The organism is Chryseobacterium takakiae, assembly GCF_900129385.1.
In the GTDB taxonomy this organism is placed as follows: Bacteria; Bacteroidota; Bacteroidia; order Flavobacteriales; family Weeksellaceae; genus Chryseobacterium; species Chryseobacterium takakiae.
This window is the reverse complement of the sequence record NZ_FQVO01000001.1, coordinates 678,953-702,859: the sequence shown is the minus strand read 5'-3', so window position 1 is coordinate 702,859 and position 23,907 is coordinate 678,953. Positions and strand designations below refer to the sequence as shown.

The window sequence follows — 23,907 nt, the reverse complement described above, 5'->3', positions numbered from 1 at the left end:
TTTGGTTATTATAGAAATTATATTTTAAATTTGTCGAAAATTTTAGATAATAAATGGAAATAGAAATTTCCTCATCCATACATTTGATGTATGTGAGTGAAATACAGCAGGAAATGTACGATTCTGCACAGCGTCGCGGAACGGGTATTGCCAAACGCTCTATTGAATACCTCAGTAAAAAAATTACTGAAGGCAATGCTGTAGTAGCGACTGATAAAGGGAAATGGGTAGGATTCTGTTACATAGAAACATGGTCTCACGGACAATTCGTTGCGAACTCAGGGCTTATCGTTTCGCCTGAGTTCAGACATTTGGGTGTGGCCACCTTAATTAAAGATAAAGTGTTCACTTTGTCCCGAAATAAATACCCCAATGCTAAAATTTTTGGATTAACTACCGGATTAGCGGTTATGAAAATCAACAGTGATTTGGGATATAAGCCTGTTATTTATTCTGAACTTACTCAGGATGAGGAGTTTTGGAACGGCTGCAAAAGCTGTGTCAATTATGATATTTTAATGAAGAAAGAACGGAAAAACTGTCTTTGCACGGCAATGCTCTTCGTTCCGGAAAATATAAAAAACAGTGCTGGGAAATCTCAGTCTGAAAATCAATACAATAATGAACAAGAAAGTAGTTTTAGCATTTAGCGGAGGTCTTGATACCTCTTACTGCGCCAAATATCTCAGTGAAATACTGGGGTACGATGTGTATGCGTTTACTGTAAATACCGGTGGTTTTTCCAAAGATGAAGAAAAAGAACTTGAAAAAAAAGCCTTAAATCTTGGGGTTAAAGAATACAGGTGCGTGGATGCTCAGGAAGATTATTACAATTCTTGTGTGAAATATTTGATTTTTGGTAATGTGCTGAAAAATAATACTTATCCTCTTTCTGTAAGTGCGGAACGTACGATTCAGGCACAGGAAATTGCAAAGTTTGCGATTGAAGTCGGAGCTGATGCAATCGCCCACGGAAGTACAGGCGCGGGAAATGACCAGGTTCGTTTTGACTTGATTTTCCAGGTCATGTGTCCGAATGTTGAGATCATTACCCCGATTCGTGATAGAGCTTTGTCCCGTGAAGAGGAAATCGAGTTTTTAAAAAGTCATGGCTGCGAAGTGGAATTCCATAAAGCACAATATTCTGTGAATAAAGGTCTTTGGGGAACTTCGGTAGGGGGAAGAGAAACGTTGACTTCAAGGAATTATCTTCCGGAAGAAGCTTTTCCATCACAAATGAAAGAAACTCTGCCTTCAGAATTGGAAATTGAGTTTAAAAATGGAGAAGTAGTAGCAGTGAATGGAGAAAATTTTGAACATTCTGTTTACGCCATCCAAAAAATTGAAAAATTGGCTTCTGCTTACGGAATTGGGCGTGATATTCATGTTGGAGATACAATTGTCGGAATCAAAGGGAGAGTTGGTTTTGAAGCGGCAGCGGCGTCTGTCATTATCAAGGCGCACCATTTATTGGAAAAACATACCCTTTCAAAATACCAGCAGATGATGAAATCTCAGCTGTCGGATTGGTACGGAAACTGGCTTCACGAAGCACTTTTTCTGGATCCTATCATGAGAAATATTGAGTCTTTTTTAGTTGATTCCCAAAAAACAGTCAGCGGAAAAGTTTTTGTAACGCTTCATCCATATAGATTTATTTTAAATGGAATTGAATCTCAGCACGATTTAATGTCCGATAAATTTGGCAGTTACGGAGAAGCAAACCGATCATGGACAGGCGAAGACGTAAAAGGCTACACAAAAATTGTAAGCAATTCTTTGAATATATATCGTCAGATAAATCAAAATATAAATTAGTTCAAGGGAGTCCTGAAGGGCCGACTTAAATCAGGATAGGATGAAATCCTATCAAAATATATTTCAAAGAATATAAGAATAGCTGAAGATGGAAACCTACGGATAACAAAACGAATGATCAAATCAGAACCCGAAGGGTTCAATATGAATAGCCGTAGGTAAAACCTATGGATGAAAATCAATAAAACAGGACGAACCCGATAGGGTTCAAAAATAATATCATGGCTAAAAATGTTAAAAATAATGAAATAAAAAAAATAGGAATCATCGGAGCCAACGGTTACACAGGAAGCGAACTCGTTCGTCTGCTGGCTTTTCATCCCAATGTGTCATTGCGTTTTTTATATAGTCGTTCAAATTCGGGGACAAAGATTTCAGATTTGTACCCGGATTTAACGACAATTTGTGAAATGGTTTTAACGGATCAGCCTGAAGAAGTTGATATTTTGTTTCTATGCCTTCCTCACAAAGAAAGTCAGAATTGGCTGATTCAGAATCCCGTAAAAGATGAAACAGTGGTGATTGATTTAGGGAACGATTTTCGCCTCGATGGAAATTCCGGAAACAGAAATTTTATTTACGGACTCCCTGAAATCAACAAAAAACAACTTTCCGGAGCAAAAAGTATTGCCAACCCCGGATGTTTTGCAACAGCAATTCAGCTGGCATTGCTTCCTCTGGCTCAAAATGGTTTGTTGAATGAGGTTTACACAACGGGAATCACAGGGTCAACAGGAGCAGGTCAGTCTTTACAGGCAACAACGCATTTCACTTGGAGGAATTATAATATCTCGGCTTATAAAACCTTAACGCATCAGCATGTGGATGAGATTTTACAGCAGTTGGTTTCTTTTAATACCAATGAAATCAGTCTGAATTTTGTTCCATGGAGAGGCGACTTTGCGAGAGGAATTTTTACAAGTTCCACGGTGAAAACAGATTTAGAACTTTCAGAAATATTTCAATTGTTTGAAGACTTTTATACAGATGAACCTTTTGTAAAGGTAAGTGAAAAAGCAATTGATGTAAAGCAGGTTGTCAACACCAATCGCTGTGTGATACAGATTGAAAAATGTGGGAATGTTGCGGTCATTCACTCAGCGATTGACAATTTGTTGAAAGGCGCTTCAGGACAGGCAGTTCAAAACATGAATATTGCAATGGGCTGGGAAGAAAACTTAGGATTGAACCTGAAGCCAGTGGTGTTTTAATGTCAATAGTCAAATTGTCAATCGTGAATTTTACAGCGCAATTTAAAACAACCTGGGAAAATGGAGCGTTAAGAAAATTGAAATTTAATCCGTTAAAAAATTCCCACTGTTTGAGCACGAGACAAATTTTCAGCCGAAGAACAAACAGTCAATTCGTGCGAGTTTTGGGGATTTTAGGATTCAATTTAAATTTTTAGCGGAATTTTCCAGTCTTGAACTTTTGTTTCTTTGTTTCAAGACAAAAGAAATTAATAAAAACAAAAAATGAGTTATTCAAAATCAGTGCTTTTAATTGCAATGAGTAGGGAAGAAAATTTAGAATTAACCTTAAAAACGACCTGGGAAAATGGAGCGTTAAGAAAATTGAAATTTAATCCGTTAAAAAAATCCCACTGTTTGAGCACGAGACAAATTTTCAACCGAAGAACAAACAGTCAATTCGTGCGAGTTTGGGGATTTTAGGATTCAATTTAAATTTTTAGCGGAATTTTCCAGTCTTGAACTTTTGTTTCTTTTGTTTCAAGACAAAAGAAATTAATAAAAACAAAAAATGAGTTATTCAAAATCAGCGCTTTTAATTGCAATGAGTAGGGAAGAAAATTTAGAATTAACCTTAAAGCCGACTTAGGAAAATGGAGCGTTAAGAAAATTTAAATTTAATCCGTTAAAAAATTCCCACTGTTTGAGCACGAGACAAATTTTCAGCCGAAGAACAAACAGTCAATTCGTGCGAGTTTTGGGGATTTTAGGATTCAATTTAAATTTTTAGCGGAATTTTCCAAGTCTTGAACTTTTGTTTCTTTTGTTTCAAGACAAAAGAAATTAATAAAAAACAAAAAATGAGTTATTCAAAATCAGCGCTTTTAATTGCAATGAGTAGGGAAGAAAATTTAGAGTTAATCTTAAAACCGACCTGGGAAAATGGAGCGTTAAGAAAATTTAAATTTAATCCGTTAAGAAATTCCCACTGTTTGAGCACGAGACAAATTTTCAACCGAAGAACAAACAGTCAATTCGTGCGAGTTTTGGGGATTTTAGGATTCAATTTAAATTTTTAGCGGAATTTTCCAGTCTTGAACTTTTGTTTCTTTTGTTTCAAGACAAAAGAAATTAATAAAAAACAAAAAATGAATTTATTCAACGTATATCCATTATTCAACATCCATCCTATAAAAGCTCAGGGGTCATTTCTCTGGGACGATAAAGGAGAAAAATACCTTGATTTTTACGGAGGTCATGCTGTGATTTCCATCGGGCATAACCATCCGCGCTATCAAACTCAACTAAAAAAGCAATTAGATAAAATTTCTTTCTATTCAAATTCGGTTCAAAATGAGTTACAGACTGAACTGGCTGAAAAATTAGGAAAACTTTCGGGTTTGGAAGAATATAATTTATTCCTGTGCAATTCTGGAGCTGAAGCGAATGAAAATGCTTTAAAACTGGCGTCTTTTCATAACGGAAAAAATAAGGTACTGTATTTTTCAGGTTCATTCCACGGAAGAACTTCAGCTGCTGTTTCGGTAACGGATAATCCGAAAATTGTAGCACCCGTAAATTATGATGAAAGATTTATTAAGTCTGAATGGAATAATGTCGAACAACTTGAAGAAGCCTTTGAAAAACATGGAAGCGAAATTTCATCTGTCATTATCGAAGGCATTCAGGGCGTTGGCGGAATTATAATTCCAATGATGGGATTTTTAACTAAAATTAAAGAATTATGCGAAAAACATGATGTTATTTTGATCTTAGATGAAGTTCAATCAGGATACGGGAGAAGCGGCTATTTCTTTGCCCATCAGGAATTTGGAATTGAAGCCGATATCATTACCACAGCAAAAGGAATGGGCAATGGTTTCCCAATCGGCGGCGTTTTAATTCACCCGAAATTTCAGGCAAGCAATGGTTTGCTGGGAACCACTTTTGGTGGAAATCATCTGGCTTGTGCTGCTGCTATTGCAGTATTGGACGTGATGAAAGATGAAAATCTCATCGAAAATACTAAGGAAATGGGCGCTTATATTGAAAATGAAATTAAAGATTTTCCACATATCAAAACGATTCGAAGGAAAGGCTTGATGATTGGGATTGAGCTGGACAGAGACTGTTCGGAAGTCAGGAAAACCCTGTTGTATAATCATCATATTTTCACCGGAAATTCCAATGATAAAGCAGTATTAAGAATCCTTCCGGCACTGAATATTAAAAAAGAAGAAACTGATATTTTTATTAATGCTTTGAAAGAAGTATTGGAGAATATTTAACCTGTAAAAATTATATGTTCTGTCATTCTGACGAAGGAAGAATCTATTAATATTATAAAAAAGAGCTTCACTACAGCCCTTGCGAACGAAAATATTTCAAGTAAATTAAAAAAAACTTCGCGATCATAGCGTTAAAAACTAGCCCAATATTTAAGATTAAAATCTTTAAAATCAATTCAAAATGAAAAAATTCACCTCTGTAAGCGATGTTGAAAACTTACAGGAAATTATAAAAAAAGCATTACAAATTAAAGAAAATCCTCTTTCCGAAACCGAAAAAGGAAAAGGAAAAACCATCGGACTTGTCTTTTTAAATTCAAGCCTGAGAACCCGCTTGAGCAGCCAGATTGCAGCGCAGAATTTAGGGTTAAATATCTTAACCTTAAATGCCGCACAGGAAGCGTGGAACCTGGAATTTTCAGACGGTGCAATAATGAATGGCGATACGGTTGAACATATTAAAGATGCAATTGAAGTGCTGAATCAATATTGTGACATCATTGCAGTTCGTTGTTTTGCAGGAATGAAAAACAAGGAAGATGATGTGAATGAAAGCATTCTCAGTCAGTTTGAAAAACATGCAAAAGTTCCGGTTATTTCGTTGGAATCCGCGACGCGTCACCCTTTGCAAAGTTTGGCAGACTGTATCACAATTACCGAAAACTGGCATTTCGACAGTTCACCAAGCTCACCACAGACTAAGCTCAGCATTAACAAAAAGCCTAAAGTAGTTTTAACATGGGCACCTCACATCAAACCGATTGCTCAGGCGGTGGGAAATTCATTCGCAGAATGGATGCAGGAAATGGATGTTGAGTTTGTTATCACCAATCCGGAAGGTTATGATTTAGATAAAAATTTCACAAAAGAGGTGAAAGTAATTCATGATCAGGAAGAAGCTTTGAAAGATGCCGATTTTATTTATGTTAAAAACTGGTCGTCTTTTGATGATTATGCTGCAATGCCTGAAGTGAAAGAAAACTGGATGCTGACTAATGAAAAACTGTCGGTTACAAATAGTGCAAAAGTAATGCACTGTCTTCCGGTGCGCCGGAATGTAGAGTTAAGCGATGAGGTGATGGATGGGGAGAATTCGATTATTTATCAGCAGGCAAAAAACCGGATTTTTTCCGCGCAGGCAGTATTTTCGGAAATTTTGGACCAATTGAATTCTAAATGAAACCCAAACCTCACAGGTTTCAAAAACCTGTGAGGTTTACATTCTAAATGTCTAATATAAAGATAAAGTCCCGAAGGGACGGCCTAAACTAGAATCGGATGCCAATCCGATTAATAAAAAGAGATACGACAAAACACAGAGCGGATGTCAATCCGATCAACAAATAAATAAATTGGAGGTAAATCCCATTACCGTAAAAATGTATATAATGAAAGAAAAATTATACATCATAAAAATTGGCGGTGCATTAATTGATGACGAAGAATTATTAGAACAATTCTTAGAGCAGTTTGCTGAAATTCAGGAAAAGAAAATCCTTGTTCATGGCGGAGGAAAATTAGCAACCACTTTAGCGGATAAGCTTGGAATTGAACAAAAGCTGGTGAATGGACGAAGAATTACGGATAAGGAAACCCTAGATATTGTAGCGATGGTCTATGCAGGAGGAATTAACAAAAATATTGTGGCTAAGCTTCAACAGAAAAAGTGCAAAGCTATTGGATTTTCCGGAGCAGATGCAAATTTAATTAAAGCTAAAAAAAGAGAGCACGCTGAAATAGATTTCGGATTTGTGGGAGATATCACTGAAAAAAGTGTCAATAAAAAACTGATTTCAAAATTGCTTAAACTGGAATTAGTACCTGTATTTTCTGCAATTACTCATGATAAAAAAGGACATCTTTTCAATACCAATGCAGATACAATTGCTTCTGTTATTGCCCAGGCTTTATCGCTGAAATATGATGTCGAATTGTTGTATTGTTTCGATAAACAGGGGGTTTTAAAAGATATTAATAATCCGGAATCTGTGCTGAAAACCATGTCAGAAGAAGAATTTTCAACCCTGAAAAATGAAGGAAAATTGCATAAAGGAATTCTTCCTAAGCTTGAAAATGCTTTGGGTGCAGCAAAAAATAATGTAAGCAAAGTCTTTCTAATAAAAGAAACCGAACTGAAAAACCATATAGAAAACCATCATGCAGGAACTGAAATCTCTTTATAGCAAACAAGAATTACTTGACAACGCAGTAGAATTACTGAAAAAACTGATTGAAATTCCGTCATTCAGCAAAGATGAATTTAATACATCTGTGGAAATTGAAAATTTTTTTAGCCAACATCAGATTCCAGCCAAGCGTTTTAAAAACAACATCTGGGCGGTGAATAAACATTTTGATGTTTTCAAACCGTCAATTCTGCTGAATACGCATCACGATACCGTAAAACCCAACAAAGCGTATACTTTGGATCCGTTTGTTCCGATTGAAAAAGACGGAAAATTATTCGGATTGGGAAGTAATGATGCGGGAGCCTCATTGGTTTCGATGGCGCAGGTTTTTTTACATTTTTATGAAAAAGAAAATTTACAATATAATTTAGTTATTGCTTTGACGGCAGAGGAGGAGATTTCAGGTTTTGACGGTATTGAAGCGCTTTTCCCCCAATTACCGAATATTGAACTCGCCATTGTAGGAGAACCCACGCAGATGAATCTGGCGATTGCAGAAAAAGGACTTTTGGTAATTGACGGTGAAATGAAAGGCACTCCTTCTCACGCCGCTCATCCGAACGATAATAATTCGATTGTGAAATGCATGGAAGATTTGCAGAATATTTTAAATTTCAAATTTCCAAAAGTTTCGGATTATTTGGGCGAAGTTAAAATTACCTTGTCAGGAATTCACGCAGGAGTTCAGCATAATGTCGTTCCGGAATCCTGTACTTTCACTTTGGATGTAAGAGTTACAGACGAATATTCTAATAAAGAAGCATTTGAAATCATACAATCTCAGATGAAATCTACTTTAACGGCAAGATCTTTCAGGCTGAATTCTTCAAAAATTGAAATGGATCATCCTTTTGTAAAAGCAGGTTTGGAAATTGAGAGGACAACGTACGGTTCCCCAACATCATCTGATCAGGCAATCATTCCCTGCACTTCCGTAAAGCTCGGTCCCGGCGACAGCAGGCGCTCTCACACAGCGGATGAATTTATTTTCATTGAAGAAATCGCAGAAGGAATTGAGATTTATATCAAGATTTTAGAAAAGATTTTGTAAGCTGGAAGTTGGAAGAGGGATGATGGAAGTTTATGAAGCATAAAAATATCGACCTAGGAAAATGGAGCGTTAAGAAAAATAATTTTATGAACGTTAAGAAAATCCCACTGTTTGAGAGCGACGGAAATATCAAATCGAAGAACGAATATTCAATTCGCACGAGTTTTGGGATTTTTAGAGAATAAAAATATTTTTTAGTGAAAGTTTCCAGTCTTGAATTTTTGTTTCTTTTGTTTCAAGACAAAAGAAAATAATACAAAAAAAAACAGTTTTGTTATTCTCAAAGCTACGAAGTCCATAAGAATCTTTAATATTTTCAAAAGAGATTTATTCTTCGTCGGAATGACAAAATCAATTAATAAAGGAAGATACAAAAGTTGGTTATAAACATCCGTCACCCAACTTCCATCTTCCATCAAAAAAAGAAATTTTATGAAAAAAATATGGCAAAAAGACGATAATGCCACCAACATATTAGTTAATAAATTTACAGTCGGGAAAGATCTTGACTTTGATGAACGGTTGGCGAAATACGATGTGAAAGGCTCAGTTGCGCATTGCATCATGCTGGCAGAAACAGGTATCATTACAAAAGAAGAATCTGAAAAAATGCTTTTCGTTCTGGCTTTGATTTTACAGGATATTGAAGATGGAACTTTTACAATAGATAAAAATGCTGAGGACATTCATTCGCAAATTGAATCTATCTTAATTGAAAAATTAGGAGACACAGGAAAGAAAATTCACACGGCGCGTTCAAGAAACGATCAGGTTTTACTGGATATCAAATTGTATTTATTAGATGAAATCCGTGACATTACAGCATTAACAGACGAATTCTTTCAGATATTAATTAAATTGGCGGAACAGCATAAAAACGTCCTGCTTCCGGGATATACACATCTGCAGATTGCGATGCCATCATCGTTCGGACTGTGGTTTGGAGCGTATGCAGAAGCATTATTGGATGATATGGAAATGTTGCTTTCTGTGAAAAACACCATTAATAAAAATCCACTGGGTTCGGCGGCAGGGTACGGTTCTTCTTTCCCGATAGACCGTGAAAGCACAACGTACAATTTAGGCTTTCAGTCGATGAATTATAATTCGGTATATGCCCAGATGACGCGTGGAAAATCAGAAAAAATATTGTCGATGGCTATGGCGACTTTGGCAGGAACTTTAGGAAAGTTTTCATACGATGTTTGCCTTTATTTAAGTCAGAACTTTGATTTTATCAGTTTTCCAAAAGAATTTACCACGGGAAGCAGCATTATGCCTCATAAAAAAAATCCCGATATTTTTGAGCTGGTCCGTGCACGGTGCAACAGAATTCAGTCGCTACCGAATGAGTTTATTTTGTTGACGAACAATCTTCCTTCAGGCTACCATCGGGACATGCAGTTGACGAAAGAAATCCTTTTTCCGGCGATTGACTCCCTAAAAGAATGTCTTGAAATTTTAAATTACACTTTACCCAATATTCAGGTGAAAGATGGAATTTTGGAGGCTGAAAAGTATAAATATCTTTTCAGCGTAGAAAAGATTAATGAAGAAGTAAAAAACGGAAGCTCATTTCGTGATGCATATATAAAGGTAGGGCAGGAGATTGAAAAAGGCGGGTTCGAGTTTAAAATCAAAAACCTGGATCATACGCATCAGGGAAGTATCGGAAATCTGTGTCTGGATAAGATAGAATATCAGTTTAATAAACTGAAAAATAAATTATTGGGTTGATTTTATTTTAAACCATTAAGATTTCTATTAAGAAATTAAGCTTAATTAAGAAAAATCTATAGATTATTAATTGTTGTTTTATTATTCGCTTTCGAATCTTAAATATTCTTAACTCCTTAAATAAAACCTTAATGGTTCAATTTAATTTTAATCCAGATCAATCTTAAACTTTGTAGACTTCTTCACCTCATGAAGCACGATAGAACTATGATATTGCCCGATGTTAGGAATATTGGAAATCACGTTAACCGTAAAATCATTGTAAGAATTGATGTCTTTGGCAATAATTTTCAGCATATAGTCATATTCGCCCGAAAGGCTTGTGATTTCCTGAACTTCGTCATATTGCATAATGTTCTTCTCGAAAGTTTCCAATACCTTTTTGGATTGTTCTTTCAGTCTTACGTTGCAGTAAACGACAATATTTAAACCCAGTTTTTCACGGTTTAAAAGGCCTACATATTTTTCAATGATTCCCTGTTTCTCCAACTGTTTGATACGTTCATATGTCGGAGTAAAAGTAAGACCTATTTTTTCCGAAATTTCTTTTACGGAATAGGTTGAGTCTTCCTGAATAATACTGAGAATCATTTTATCTTTTAAGTCCATATCTTATAAACGTTGTAGGGTAACAAAAATAGTAATTTATAAATGAAAAATATTTTACAAATCGTGGTATTTTAAGATTTTCAAATTTTATTTTGCCAATTTATAAAAATATTGTACCTTTGCACCTAATGAATAACACAGTATTTATATCATTGGAATTACCGGGCGATAGCGCCCTTTACAATATTTATTTATTTTGAGCGAAGATATTTTCTTCGCTTTTTTTTTGTAAAAAATTGAAATATTATGTTTACGATTACAGAACTAAGCACCGAGAGAATCAACAGTATAGTAACAGAAGCCTTAGCTTTTGCCAATGGAAAAACCGCTAAAATTGAAGGGGAAGTTTTCTGCTCGAATCTTTTTTTTGAAGACAGTACCAGAACAAAAACAAGTTTTGATATTGCAGAAAGAAAATTAGGCTTGCAGGTAGTACCTTTTGATGCTTCAAACAGTTCGGTAAACAAAGGAGAAAGTTTGTATGATACAGTGAAAACAATTGAAAGTTTGGGCGTAAATCTCGTGGTTATCAGAGATAAAAAAGACAGATATTTTGATGAATTAAAAAATATAAAAATTCCTGTAATCAACGGAGGAGACGGAACAGGAAACCATCCTTCTCAATGTATGCTTGATTTAATGACGATCTATCAGGAATTCGGAAAATTTGAAGGCTTGAAAGTGGGAATTGTAGGAGACGTAAAACACAGCAGAGTGGCTAACTCAAACGCTGAAGCATTGAGAAAACTTGGCGCAAAGGTCTACTTCTCGGGACCTGAACAATGGTTTGATGAAGGGGCCTTAATCAACGGAACTTACTTAAATGTTGATGAATTAATTAAAGAGGTGGATGTTTTAATGTTATTAAGAATCCAACACGAAAGACATGATGCCAAAATGAGCTTCTCCGCATCTGAATACCATAGAAAATACGGTTTGACGAAGGAAAGGGAAAGAGCCATGAAAAAAGAAGCCATTATCATGCATCCGGCTCCGATCAACAGAGGTGTTGAAATTGATACCGACCTTGTAGAATGTGAACGTTCAAGGGTTTTCAAGCAAATGCAGAATGGTGTCTTCGCCAGAATGGCCATTTTAAAAGAAGCTCTGGAAAAACAAGGGTATACCTTTAAATAAGAGCTAGGTAACAGTAAGAAGTAAGAAGTAAGAAGTTTAGTAGGCCCCGAAAGGGCTACATGTTAGTAACCACGGGTAAAGCCCGTGGAATAAAAAAAGGAATAATAATCCGAGCTCCGAAGGGGCGACCTATAATAGCCATGGGTGAAACCCATGTAAATATAAAAACAGGATAACCAGGGCCGCGTGCAACCCGTGGAATAAAAAAAGGAATAACAATCCGAGCCCTGAAAGGGCGACCTATTAATAGCCATGTTAAATTCCCCTCCTCTGGAGGGGTGGCAAAAATTCAAAGAATTTTTGACGGGGTGGCCAAATAGAGTAGAAATAAAATAATAAGAGATAAAAGTTTAAAATGAAGAAAAAATTAATACTGGAGTCCGGTGAAGTGTTTCATGGAGAAGGTTTCGGAGCAGAATTGGAAACGGCAGGAGAAGTGGTTTTCAATACCGGAATGACAGGGTATCAGGAACTGATCTCTGACCCGTCTTATTGCGGTCAGATTGTGTGTATGACCTATCCATTAATCGGAAACTATGGGATTAATAGAGATGATTATGAGAGTATAGAACCGGCGATCAAAGGGCTTATTGTAAAGGAACTTTGTGATCTGCCATCTAACTTTCGTACTCAGATTACTTTAGATGAATTATTTAAAAAGAAAAATCTTTCCGGGATCTCAGGAATCGACACCAGAAGACTGACAAGAATTCTTCGTAATCATGGTGTGGTGAAAGGAAAAATCGTAAGCGCTGATGCCGATGAAAGCACAGTGGTTTCAGAATTAAAATCAACCAGCTTTCCAACCAATCAGGTAGAGCAGGTTTCTACAAAAACACCGTATGCAAATCCCGGAAGAGGTTTCAAAGTGGTGTTGGTAGATTTTGGTTCTAAATTAGGAATTATCAGAGAATTATCTCAAAGAAACTGTGACATCACGGTAGTTTCACAAGATGTAACGGCAGAAGAAATTTTACTGATGAATCCGGATGGCGTTATGTTATCCAACGGTCCCGGAGATCCTGAGGATAACCAACAGGCTTTAGAAATGATCAGAGGAATATTAGGAAAAGTTCCGATTTTCGGAATCTGCTTAGGACACCAGTTGATCGGTCTGGCTTGCGGTGCAAAAACATTCAAACTAAAATTCGGACACAGAGGAGGAAACCATCCGGTGCTGGATTTGGAGAAAAACAAAGTGGCCATTACTTCCCAAAATCACGGTTACGCGGTAGATCAGGAAAGTTTGAAAAATACAGATTTAATTGAAACACACATCGCATTGAACGACAGAACCAACGAAGGCCTGAAACACAAAATTCACCCTTGTTTTTCTGTACAATATCACCCGGAAGCTAGTCCGGGTCCTGAAGACGCGAATTATTTATTCGATGATTTTATCCAGTTAATGGAAGATTTTAAGAATAAATAAAACAATGTCAACATTTCGCCAGATATATTATCAGATTGTATTTAGCACAAAACACAGAAAACCTGTGTTAAATATTGAGCATGAGGATGAATTATATAAATACATTTGGGGAATTGTTAAAAATAAGAACTGTAAACTTTATAGAATTAATGGAATGCCGGATCATATTCATTTATTTACAGATCTGCATCCATCAGTTTCATTAAGCAGTTTTGTAAAAGATATAAAGGTTTCAAGCAATTTATGGATAAAGCAAAGCGGATTATTTCCCGACTTTGAAGAATGGCAAAGTGGTTACGGAGCTTTCACTTACTCTGAAATAGAAAAAGATATGATTATCAATTATATTAAAAATCAAAAAGAGCATCATAAAACTGAATCTTTTGAGGATGAATATAAAAACTTGCTAAAATTTCATGGAGTTGAATTTGATGAAAAATATCTTTGGTGAATTATGTTCAACCCATTTCATGGGTTGTCCGAATGGAATAAAAAATTTTCAATCCATAGGTTTCACCTACGGCTATTAAGATTCAGCCACTTCGTGGCTGCCCCAAAACAATAAAGAACCATGAAATGGTTCAACAACAATAGCCACGGATGAAATCCGTGGAATAATATAAAAGAATAAAAATGAAAAGAAACGACATAAAAACAATTTTAGTAATCGGTTCAGGTCCCATTATTATCGGTCAGGCGGCAGAATTTGATTACGCAGGAACGCAGGCTTGTCTCTCTTTAAAAGAAGAAGGCTACAAGGTAATTTTGATTAACTCGAACCCTGCAACGATTATGACGGATGTTGAAATCGCAGATAAAGTATACATCGAGCCGATTTCACTTCAGTTTGTAAGCCACATTATCAGAAAAGAACGTCCGGATGCACTTTTACCGACACTGGGCGGACAAACCGGACTGAATATGGCGGTAGAATTGGAAAAATCAGGAATTCTTGAAGAATGTAAAGTGGAAGTGTTGGGAACAAAACTTTCAGCTATCAACAGAGCAGAAGATAGAGATTTGTTTCGTGAATTGATGAGAGAACTGAACGAACCCGTTCCGGAATCTGATATCGTAAACACGGTAGAAGGAGCTTTAAAATTTGCTGATGAAATCGGGTATCCTGTAATTGTTCGTCCCGCTTTCACAATGGGTGGAACAGGAGGTGGTATCGCTTCCAACGAAACTGAATTGAAGGAAATTGCAGAATTAGGATTAAAACACAGTCCGGTTACACAATGTCTGATTGAAAGATCAATCGCAGGTTTCAAAGAAATTGAATATGAAGTAATGCGTGATGCCAACGACAATGCAATTGTTGTTTGTAACATGGAAAATATAGATCCGGTGGGAGTTCACACAGGAGATTCAATCGTTGTGGCACCTTCTCAGACGCTTTCCGACAGAGAGTACCAGATGCTGAGAAACGCTTCATTAAAAATTATCAGAGCATTAGGAATTGAAGGGGGATGTAACGTACAGTTAGCTTTAGACCCGCATTCATTCAATTATTATATTATCGAAGTAAACCCGAGAGTTTCCCGTTCATCAGCTTTAGCATCAAAAGCAACAGGATATCCGATTGCAAAAATTGCAGCGAAAATCGCGGTAGGATTAACGCTTGATGAAATCATGAATCCGGTAACAGGAAAAACATATGCTTGTTTTGAGCCGGCGTTGGATTATGTGGTAACGAAATTCCCAAGATTCCCGTTCGATAAATTTGAAACAGCTGACAGAAGATTATCAACGCAGATGAAAGCAACGGGTGAAGTAATGGCGATCGGAAGAAATTTCGAAGAATCTTTACAGAAAGCTATTCGCTCTCTTGAAACGGGAATCAGACATATCGGCTTAAAAACCAAACAGGCAGAAGCTTTAACAGCAGAGGATATCGAAAGAAGAATCAGAGTTTGTGACGATGAGAGATTATTCATCATTGGAGATGCATTAAGAAAAGGGTACGACTGGCAACAAATTGTAGAATGGAGCAAAATAGATAAATTCTTCATCTGGAAAATCAAAAAATTAATTGATTTCGAAAAAACGATTGCTGAAAATAAATTCAACAAAGAAATTCTGCTGGAAGCTAAAAGACTGGGCTTTGCAGATTTAAATATCGCTCATCTTTGGGAAGTTTCTCAGAGAGAAGTATTCAATTTCAGAAAAGAGAACGGAGTGATGCCGGTTTACAAAATGGTAGACACCTGCGCTGCAGAATTCGAATCTGAAACACCCTATTTCTACGGAACTTATGAAGAGGAAAATGAAAGTGTTGTTTCAGATAAAGAAAAAATCATTGTTCTGGGTTCAGGACCTATCAGAATCGGGCAGGGTGTGGAGTTTGACTATGCGACAGTTCACTCGGTTTGGGCGATCAAAGAAATGGGCTACGAAGCAATCATCATCAACAATAACCCGGAAACGGTTTCCACAGACTTTTCCATTTCAGATAAATTATATTTTGAGCCTTTAACGGAGGAAGATGTAATGAATATCATTGAGCTTGAAAAGCCAAAAGGGGTTGTGGTACAGTTCGGAGGTCAAACAGCCATCAACTTAGCAGATAAACTGGCCGCTCACGGCGTTCAGATTTTAGGAACTTCCCTGGAAGATCTAGACAGAGCCGAAAACAGAGATAAGTTTGAAAAAGCGCTTCAGGAAATGCAGATTCCGCAGCCTTTAGGAAAAACTTCGACTTCTAAGGAAGAAGCGATTAAAATTGCCAACGAAATCGGTTATCCGGTTTTGGTCCGTCCGAGCTACGTTTTGGGAGGTAGAGCCATGGAGATTGTATACACCGAAACAGAACTGGCGCACTACATGGAAAATGCAGTGGAAGCAAGCCCTGAACACCCGGTTTTGGTGGACAAATACATGGTGGGAAAAGAGGTGGAAATCGATGCCATCTGCGACGGTGAAACGGTAATCATTCCGGGAATTATGGAGCACATCGAAAGAGCGGGAGTTCACTCCGGAGACTCCATTGCAGTGTATCCCCCACAGAATATTTCACAAAGCGAGATAGAAACTTTAGTTGATTACACAAAAAGATTAGCGAAAGGATTAAACGTGATCGGATTAATGAATATCCAGTACGTTCTTTTTGAAGGAAATGTTTATGTAATCGAGGTGAATCCAAGATCATCGAGAACAGTTCCTTTCTTGTCGAAAATCACAGAAGTTCCGATGGCGAATTTGGCTACAAAAGCTATTTTAGGTCAAAAACTGAAAGATTTAGGTTATGAAAGCGGACTGGTTCCGAACAAGGAAGGAGTTTTCGTAAAAGTTCCGGTATTCTCTTTCTCAAAATTAACGAAAGTGGATATTTCTTTAGGCCCTGAAATGAAGTCTACCGGAGAAGTGATGGGAAAAGATACCACACTCGAAAAAGCACTTTATAAAGGATTAGTTGCTGCAGGAAGAAAAGTTCCGATGCACGGTTCCATTTTGTTCACGGTAGCAGATAAGCACAAGCAGGAAGCGGCTGATCTGGCAGCGAGATTTCACGAAGTTGGTTTCAGAATCTGGGCTACGGAAGGAACGGCAAAATTCTTTGAAGAAAAAGGAATTCCATGCAAAATAGGATATAAAATCGGGGAGGAGAGTGTTAACCTTATTGATCTTATTCAGAAAGGAAAAGTTCAGTATGTGGTGAACACTATGACGAAAGGAAAACAGTCGGAAAGAGACGGTTTCCAGATCAGAAGAATGAGTGTGGAAAACGGGGTGCCTTGTTTAACGTCGATGGATACGGTGGAAGCGATCTTGAAAGTAATCGAAAGCATGAGCTTCAAAATGGAGACGATGTAGTTTAATATTATTAATGATTATATAATCAACCTCACGGGTTTTAAAAACCTGTGAGGTTTTTTATGGATATTTTTCCGGATTCTGAGAAGTGTGAAAAACTCTGGCTATAATAATTGTACGCAGATCTTTATCAATCATGTAAAAGATTAGAAAAGGATATTTTTTCATTGGTTTACAATGAAAACCTTCATACCAAATTTTAAAAAATGGGTTCTTAGAAATAATATTTAATGAAGATTTAAAATCTTTGAAAAAATGATCCGCAACTTTTTTACTTACTTTTCTTTGGTAATAAAAGATAAGAATGTTCTATATCAATTTTTGCTTCATCGGAAATAATGATCTTAAATATCATACTTCGATTTCATTTCATTAAGAAAAGTATCAATTTCCGTATGCTGTTCGTATGCTCTTTTTTTTATTTTTTGAAGGCTTACTTTTTGTTCTTCAGAAAGTGTAAAAGTATTGCTTTCATCTTTAAGAATTGCTTCAATATAGCCTAAAACTTTTTCCAGAACGCTTTCCGGAGCATCTTTTAGTAACTGCTGAATATTTTTTAATGTAACAGATTCCATCTCTTTGTTTTTAACAAATATATAAAATTTTTATTGCACGAATCATATACTAATTTCCAAAAGACAAGTGAGAAACGACAATCTTTAACAAAATTTTAGCATCCCGAACAAATACTTTTCTGATCCTGATTTTGTATTTTTAAACAAAATTTTAAAAGTGAAAAAATTACTATTTGCCATTTGTATATCAGCTTCGGCTTTCAGTTTTGCACAGGATTATTCGGTACCGGCGGCAAGTCCGCGTCAGAAAGTAGAGCAGCAGTTCTCAATGTCTAAAATTACGGTTGACTACGGAAGACCGGGCGTGAAAGGGCGTAAGATCTTTGGAGAATTAGTTCCTTACGGACAGGTTTGGAGAGCGGGAGCCAATTCATCAACAAAAATTACTTTCGGACAATCGGTAAACTTCGGAGGTAAGATTGTTCAGGCGGGAACCTACGGTTTATTCATTGTACCTACAGAAAAAGAATGGAAAGTAATACTCAATAAAGATTTCCAGCAGTGGGGCGCATATACTTATGATCCGAAACAGGATGTAGTAGATGTTACCGTTCCGGTGAACAAGCTGGCTGATAAGCAGGAGTGGTTTGAAATTACCCTGAATCCTACCGATGAAAATGCTGCTAATCTTGTGCTAAAATGGGATGATCTGCAGGCTGAAGTTCCGGTAAAACCTTCCAAACCCGATGCTGTAAATAAAATTGCCGATAAGCTTAGAGAAATCAAGAAGATCGAGGCAGACGCTGCCAAAACAAAAAGCTAATTGCAGCTTGGCATCAATAAAAAAATAAGCAATGAAATTTTCTATTCAACCCATTTTAGAAAATGAAAAATATCAGTTAATCCCCTTACAGCAAGGGGATTTTGAATCTTTATACGAAGTGGCTTCAGATCCGGAAGTCTGGAAGCAGCATCCGAATAAAGACCGGTATCGTAAAGAGGTTTTCAGTATCTTCTTTGAAGGCGCTATGAAAAGCGGCGGAGCCTTTAAAATCACCGAAAAATCTTCCGGCGAAATATTGGGAAGCACCCGTTTTTATGATTATAACCAAAGTGATAACAGTATTTTCATAGGTTATACTTTTTATGGAACAAAATCTTGGGGAAAGGGAATCAATCCACAGGTAAAAAAGATGATGCTTCAGTACATCTTCCAGTTTGTAGATACGGTTTATTTCCATGTCGGAAAAGATAATATCCGTTCCAGGACAGCTATGGAAAGATTGGGTGCAGAAAAAATTGGAGAAGAAGAAATTGCTTATTTCGGAGAACCTTCAAGAATCAACATTATATACCAAATCAAAAAGGAAAAATATGAAAAAATTTAAAATCCAACAGACACCATTCGTGGTTCCGACGACCGATGGAAAACTGATTGAAGAGCATTGGGGAAATTCAACCGGAAATTCAGGTATTTCCATTGCCCACATGGTCGCACCGCCGGGATGGAGCGAGCCGCACCAGACACCCGAGTTTGATGAATTTACTTTAATTGTTTCAGGTAAAAAACAGTTTGAGATTGACGGCGAAACAGTCATCCTTGAAAAAGGACAAAGCATTATGATCGAAAAAGGCGCCAGAATCCGCTACAGCAATCCTTTTGAACAGGAATGCGAATATATTTCAATTTGTCTCCCTGCATTTTCTATGGAATCGGTACATAGGGAAGAAGAAGGTGTAGATTAAAATTGCATAATGTACCAATTTAATAATGTAACAGTGTAACAATCAAAAAAATAACTTATAATGATACCAAACTGACCCGATATATAGTTTATTTCTTTTGACCGGTGACAGATTATTCGTAAGTTCGCGCAAATTTTTTACAAAAGATAAACTAACTATGAAAAACAAACTGTCAGTAGTCCTTTTAGCGGGAATCGCCCTTTCTGTAACTTCATGCGCAAGTATTCTTACAGGAACAAAAGATAAGATCACTTTTAATTCGACGCCGGAAGGCGCCAAAGTATTCCATAAAGGAATTGAAAAATGTACCACTCCATGTACTGCTGAAATTCCGAGATCTTTAAGCAAACAAATGGTAACATTTGAAAAAGAAGGATTCACTACTAAGGAAGTTAAGCTTACCAAAACCTTTAATCCGGTGACATTGGTCAATATTCTTTTAGGTGGTGCTATCGGTGTCGGAATTGATGCGGCTACAGGCTCTCTTACCAAATATTCTCCAAAAGAATACAAAGTAGAGCTCGATCAAAAAAATTAATTGAAATGTAACAGTGTAGATCCGGAATTGATACACTGTTACATTATTTCATTCTTGCATTATTTTAAAATTTCTTTCAAAAACATTAGAGTATGATTCCAAGCTCTTTTTGCCATTACAGGATTGTAATCCGGTGACTTTGGATCGGTGAAGGTGTGTTTGGAATGCGCATAAGTGATGATCTGCCAGTCGGCATTTCCTTCATTCATTTCCTTGATAAGATTGTTATAATCTTCCGGAGTAACGCTTTTATCATCCGCAGGGTTTTCAACAAGGATTTTTGTAGAAATAGGTCCGTTTGTTCTTGACTGGTCCTTTCCGATGCTTCCATGAATCGAAACAACGCCCACCACAGGAAGGCTTCCCCTTGCAGACTCCAGAGCACCCGTTCCGCCGAAACAATACCCGATCACTGCAATCTTTTCAGGAACCGCCCCGTTTTTCTTTAGCTCTTCCAGGGCTAATGAAATCCTTTTCTGGTACGCCTCATAATTTTTCTTGTAATATCCTGACGTTTTTGCTGCCGATTCATTATCCTTCGGAATATTTCCCTCACCGTAAATGTCTGCTACAAAAGCAATATACCCCTGTTTTTCAAGTTCCGTAGCGGCTGTCCTTGCTTCATCATCAATTCCCTTCCAGGCGGGCAGAATCAAGACTCCCGGAAGTTTTTTTCCGGCGTTGGATGTTATCAAACCGTTTAGTTTTTGTGAACCATCCTTATAGGATACAGGTTTTAAATTCTGGCTGAAAAAAGTCCCCGAACTCATCAGGAATGCCGATAATAAAAGTGTGCGTATCATATTTTGTAATTTAATTTGTTTATAATTTAACAACTTCAAAAAGTGATAATTTTTAAAGTTTTTTGGTTCCGGCGAATTGCTTACATGATTTTTAGGAGCTTTTCCGGCTTTCGCTACTCGCTTTTTCCTGATTTGGGTTGCGGCGGCGAAGCCGCCGCAACCCAAATCAGGAAAAGAGCTCAGACATGCCGCTCAATCCGGGCTAGGAAAGCCTACATCATACTTCTGTTTCCACTCCATACCATCACAGACATCCATCTAAATTACTAAAAATACTTAAAAATACTCTTAAATTCAATCTTAGCCTTAACCTAAGACCTCAATCCGGCTTGTAAAACTGATACTCGCCATTCTCAAAAAATGCATGAATATGCTGCAGGCCGTTTGTTAAAACAATTTCTTTTGCCCCGATAATCGAATTGTATCTCGCTGTCTGCTCAAAAGTTTTCTCCGTTAATTTTATATGCGGAGCCTTGCATTCCACCAGGATTTTAGGCTGTGTTTTTTCAGTAACCAGTAAGTCGACCCTTTTCGTTAAACCGTTTAATACAATTTTTTTCTCAGTGATCAAAGCAGAAACAGAGTAAGACTTTACCGAGAGATAATAATGGATCCAGTGTTGGCGCACCCATTCTTCAGGAGTAAGCAAAAGGTAAGTTTTACGAACCAGATCATAAATAAAAAACTTATCTTTGTCTTTCTTGAATTTAAAATCAAAAGTTTCCTGAAAATTCAGTTTTGGAAGTTCCATTTATAAGATGAAAGAATTAGATTTAATCCTCAAAAATATTAAAAATAAAGAAGTTCTGCCGATTTATTTTTTCCATGGAGATGAGCCGTACTTTATAGATCTTGCCGTAAAAGCATTTGAGCACGACTTTCTGGAGGAAGATGAAAAAGCATTCAACCAGACCGTTGTCTACGGAAAAGATACCTCTTACCAGGAAATTCTTTCCCTTGCCAGGCAGTTCCCTATGATGGGTGATAAGCAGGTAATCATAGTAAAAGAAGCACAGGACTTAAAATTCAATGAAGAAGAAAACAGAATACTGGAAGCTTATGTTGCCAATCCGGTTCCTTCCACAGTATTAGTTTTTGCGCATAAACATAAAAAACTGGACAGCCGTAAAAAAGCGACCAAAGCCCTTGACAAAGCCAATGCATTAATCTTGAGCGAATCGGTAAAGGAAAACAACCTTCCGAAATGGATCTCCGACGAGTGCATCAGGCTGAACATCAAAACCGCCCCCAATATCTCTCATCTTCTAGCCGAATATCTGGGTAATGACCTCTCCAGAATCGCCAATGAGCTGAATAAATTGAAGATTATCCTTAAGCCTGGTGAAATTCTTGATGGTAAAATTGTGGAAGACCATATCGGGATCAGTAAAGAATATAATGTTTTTGAACTGCAGAAGGCCTTAGGAACCAAAAATGCCAATGCAGCATTTAAAATTGCTCATTTCATGGGAAAAAATCCTAAAAACAATCCTTTCGTAATAATGTTGGCAAGCTTGTACAATTATTTTTCGAATGTCATTATCTACAATACAATGGCCGGACAGCCGCCGCAGACAATCGCTGCACAGATGGGTGTGAATCCTTATTTTATTAAAGATTATGCCGAATCGGCAAGATTATATCCTTTAAAACATGCAACCCGCGTCATCTCTATTTTAAGGGAATTCGATATGAAAGGAAAAGGTCTTGGAGCGGTCAATATGAGTGAGGCAGAACTCATTAAAGAGCTGGTTTACAAGATCATTAATGTTGATAAGATTAAGATGAAATTGTGACTGGTCGATTGTTAGTTGTTGTTGGTTGATTGACCTAATTTTACCATCAACTGACAACCAATATCGAATAACTAATATCGAAATTCAACATATTAGATATTGACAAGTATCATTAAAATAACTTTAAATAAATATTAAAAATTACGAACTTAGCGGACGTAAATTTTAAAATCTTTTGAAAAGCAAATTATGGAGCAAAACATTTTAGATTGTGTGATCGTTGGATCCGGACCTTCAGGCTTTACAGCGGCAATTTATGCCGCAAGAGCAGATTTGAAACCAGAATTGTACACAGGTCTGGAACCGGGCGGACAATTAACCACAACTACGGAGGTTGATAACTTTCCGGGGTATCCGGCGGGAATTACAGGTCCTGAAATGATGATGGATTTGCAAAAACAGGCAGAAAGATTCGACACAAAAGTGCATTATGAAATGATCACCAAGGTTGAGTTTTCCAAAGAAGTTGGCGGAGTTCATAAATTATATGCTGGCAATAAAGAAATTTTTGCCAAAACTGTAATTATTTCAACCGGAGCAACAGCAAAATATCTCGGACTGGAAGATGAAAAAAAATATGCCGGTGGAGGTGTTTCAGCATGTGCAACCTGTGACGGATTTTTTTATAAAGGAAAAGATGTAGTGGTGGTAGGAGCAGGAGATACCGCCGCAGAAGAAGCTACTTATCTGGCCAAACTTTGTAAAAAAGTGACCATGCTTGTGAGAAAAGATGTTTTCAGAGCATCCAAAGCAATGATTCACAGAGTACACAACACACCCAATATTGAAGTGAAATTTCATCATGAATTAATCGCTATTGAAGGTGAAAATAACCTGGTGGAAAGGGCAGTGGTTATCAATAACCAGACTCAGGAAACTTCTACTATTGACGTAGAGGGTATTTTTATCGCAATCGGGCATAAACCGAATACGGATATCTTCGTAGGACAGGTTGACCTGGATGAAAACGGATATATTCTTACTGAAAAAGGCTCGGCAAGAACCAATCTGCCGGGAGTTTTTGCAGCAGGTGATGTTCAGGATCATATCTACAGACAGGCAATTACAGCAGCCGGAAGCGGATGTATGGCAGCTATGGATGCAGAAAAATATCTTGCAGAATTACATTAATTTCAATTTTTAATAAATCTAAACGCATTTCTTGAAGTGCGTTTTTTTATTTCTATGTACCGAAAGCGTATCGCATTATTCCAATCGTTTGAATTTAAAAATAATTTATCTGAT

General features: G+C 37.0%; 22 protein-coding genes. 18 read left to right on the top strand and 4 right to left on the bottom strand.

The features are described from left to right. Positions 1-53 precede the first annotated feature (53 nt). From BUA76_RS03000 to argH, 8 genes are all read left to right on the top strand, one after another. Positions 54-650 (top strand): GNAT family N-acetyltransferase, encoded by a 597-nt coding sequence (locus BUA76_RS03000; protein ID WP_083573136.1) that lies wholly within the window; start codon positions 54-56, stop codon positions 648-650. Continuing rightward, the gene (locus BUA76_RS02995) at positions 622-1,818 is read left to right on the top strand and encodes an argininosuccinate synthase (protein ID WP_072883322.1); all 1,197 of its coding nucleotides are present in this window, start codon (positions 622-624) and stop codon (positions 1,816-1,818) included. Before BUA76_RS03000 ends, BUA76_RS02995 begins: the two co-directional genes overlap by 29 nt. A 221-nt stretch (positions 1,819-2,039) precedes the next feature. After that, a complete protein-coding gene (argC, locus tag BUA76_RS02990) occupies positions 2,040-3,029 on the top strand; it encodes an N-acetyl-gamma-glutamyl-phosphate reductase (protein WP_072883321.1) in 990 nt (329 codons plus the stop codon). A 1,127-nt stretch (positions 3,030-4,156) separates the two neighbouring features. Beyond that, the gene (locus BUA76_RS02980; RefSeq protein ID WP_072883319.1) at positions 4,157-5,296 is read left to right on the top strand and encodes an aspartate aminotransferase family protein; all 1,140 of its coding nucleotides are present in this window, start codon (positions 4,157-4,159) and stop codon (positions 5,294-5,296) included. Positions 5,297-5,477: 181 nt separating this feature from the next. After that, positions 5,478-6,476, top strand: coding sequence for a Rossmann-fold NAD(P)-binding domain-containing protein (locus tag BUA76_RS02975; protein ID WP_072883318.1), 999 nt, complete (start codon positions 5,478-5,480; stop codon positions 6,474-6,476). 208 nt (positions 6,477-6,684) lie between these two features. Further along, positions 6,685-7,479 (top strand): acetylglutamate kinase, encoded by a 795-nt coding sequence (argB, locus tag BUA76_RS02970; RefSeq protein WP_072883317.1) that lies wholly within the window; start codon positions 6,685-6,687, stop codon positions 7,477-7,479. Beyond that, positions 7,454-8,536 (top strand): M20 family metallo-hydrolase, encoded by a 1,083-nt coding sequence (locus BUA76_RS02965; RefSeq protein ID WP_072883316.1) that lies wholly within the window; start codon positions 7,454-7,456, stop codon positions 8,534-8,536. The genes argB and BUA76_RS02965 overlap by 26 nt, the downstream gene beginning before the upstream one ends. A 432-nt stretch (positions 8,537-8,968) precedes the next feature. Further along, complete coding sequence (argH, locus tag BUA76_RS02955; protein ID WP_072883314.1) at positions 8,969-10,273, top strand: argininosuccinate lyase; 1,305 nt, start codon at positions 8,969-8,971, stop codon at positions 10,271-10,273. A gap of 147 nt (positions 10,274-10,420) precedes the next feature. Here argH and BUA76_RS02950 read toward each other — a convergent pair whose 3' ends face one another. Next, complete coding sequence (locus BUA76_RS02950; RefSeq protein WP_072883313.1) at positions 10,421-10,882, bottom strand: Lrp/AsnC family transcriptional regulator; 462 nt, start codon at positions 10,880-10,882, stop codon at positions 10,421-10,423. Positions 10,883-11,128: 246 nt separating this feature from the next. On the opposite strand from BUA76_RS02950, the gene BUA76_RS02945 reads away from it, so the two are divergent. From BUA76_RS02945 to carB, 4 genes are all read left to right on the top strand, one after another. Then, a complete protein-coding gene (locus BUA76_RS02945; RefSeq protein ID WP_072883312.1) occupies positions 11,129-12,019 on the top strand; it encodes an aspartate carbamoyltransferase catalytic subunit in 891 nt (296 codons plus the stop codon). Positions 12,020-12,374: 355 nt separating this feature from the next. After that, positions 12,375-13,451 carry a carbamoyl phosphate synthase small subunit gene (locus BUA76_RS02940; RefSeq protein WP_072883311.1) on the top strand — a complete coding sequence of 359 codons (1,077 nt, stop codon included), beginning with the start codon at positions 12,375-12,377 and terminating at the stop codon, positions 13,449-13,451. A 4-nt stretch (positions 13,452-13,455) separates the two neighbouring features. After that, a complete protein-coding gene (gene tnpA, locus BUA76_RS02935) occupies positions 13,456-13,902 on the top strand; it encodes an IS200/IS605 family transposase (RefSeq protein ID WP_072883310.1) in 447 nt (148 codons plus the stop codon). A 182-nt stretch (positions 13,903-14,084) separates the two neighbouring features. After that, positions 14,085-17,264 (top strand): carbamoyl-phosphate synthase large subunit, encoded by a 3,180-nt coding sequence (gene carB, locus BUA76_RS02930; protein WP_072883309.1) that lies wholly within the window; start codon positions 14,085-14,087, stop codon positions 17,262-17,264. 344 nt (positions 17,265-17,608) lie between these two features. Here carB and BUA76_RS02920 read toward each other — a convergent pair whose 3' ends face one another. Next, a complete protein-coding gene (locus BUA76_RS02920) occupies positions 17,609-17,839 on the bottom strand; it encodes a hypothetical protein (RefSeq protein WP_072883308.1) in 231 nt (76 codons plus the stop codon). A gap of 157 nt (positions 17,840-17,996) precedes the next feature. Here BUA76_RS02920 and BUA76_RS02915 point away from each other — a divergent pair, with 157 nt between their 5' ends. The 4 genes from BUA76_RS02915 to BUA76_RS02900 all read left to right on the top strand — a co-directional run bounded on the left by BUA76_RS02915 (position 17,997) and on the right by BUA76_RS02900 (position 20,063). Continuing rightward, positions 17,997-18,602, top strand: a complete 606-nt coding sequence (locus BUA76_RS02915; protein WP_072883307.1) for a DUF2911 domain-containing protein — start codon at positions 17,997-17,999, stop codon at positions 18,600-18,602. A 31-nt stretch (positions 18,603-18,633) separates the two neighbouring features. Further along, a complete protein-coding gene (locus tag BUA76_RS02910) occupies positions 18,634-19,167 on the top strand; it encodes a GNAT family N-acetyltransferase (RefSeq protein WP_072883306.1) in 534 nt (177 codons plus the stop codon). Continuing rightward, complete coding sequence (locus tag BUA76_RS02905; protein ID WP_072883305.1) at positions 19,154-19,525, top strand: cupin domain-containing protein; 372 nt, start codon at positions 19,154-19,156, stop codon at positions 19,523-19,525. Before BUA76_RS02910 ends, BUA76_RS02905 begins: the two co-directional genes overlap by 14 nt. Before the next feature lie 157 nt (positions 19,526-19,682). Continuing rightward, positions 19,683-20,063, top strand: coding sequence for a PEGA domain-containing protein (locus BUA76_RS02900; protein ID WP_072883304.1), 381 nt, complete (start codon positions 19,683-19,685; stop codon positions 20,061-20,063). A 59-nt stretch (positions 20,064-20,122) separates the two neighbouring features. Here BUA76_RS02900 and BUA76_RS02895 read toward each other — a convergent pair whose 3' ends face one another. Together BUA76_RS02895 and BUA76_RS02890 are read right to left on the bottom strand one after the other, a co-directional pair. After that, the gene (locus tag BUA76_RS02895; protein ID WP_072883385.1) at positions 20,123-20,866 is read right to left on the bottom strand and encodes a dienelactone hydrolase family protein; all 744 of its coding nucleotides are present in this window, start codon (positions 20,864-20,866) and stop codon (positions 20,123-20,125) included. A gap of 319 nt (positions 20,867-21,185) precedes the next feature. Continuing rightward, complete coding sequence (locus tag BUA76_RS02890) at positions 21,186-21,617, bottom strand: type I restriction enzyme HsdR N-terminal domain-containing protein (protein WP_072883303.1); 432 nt, start codon at positions 21,615-21,617, stop codon at positions 21,186-21,188. Positions 21,618-21,624: 7 nt separating this feature from the next. On the opposite strand from BUA76_RS02890, the gene holA reads away from it, so the two are divergent. Beyond that, positions 21,625-22,662, top strand: coding sequence for a DNA polymerase III subunit delta (gene holA, locus BUA76_RS02885; RefSeq protein ID WP_072883302.1), 1,038 nt, complete (start codon positions 21,625-21,627; stop codon positions 22,660-22,662). Positions 22,663-22,851: 189 nt separating this feature from the next. Further along, complete coding sequence (gene trxB, locus BUA76_RS02880; RefSeq protein ID WP_072883301.1) at positions 22,852-23,793, top strand: thioredoxin-disulfide reductase; 942 nt, start codon at positions 22,852-22,854, stop codon at positions 23,791-23,793. The last annotated feature ends 114 nt before the right edge of the window (positions 23,794-23,907 follow it).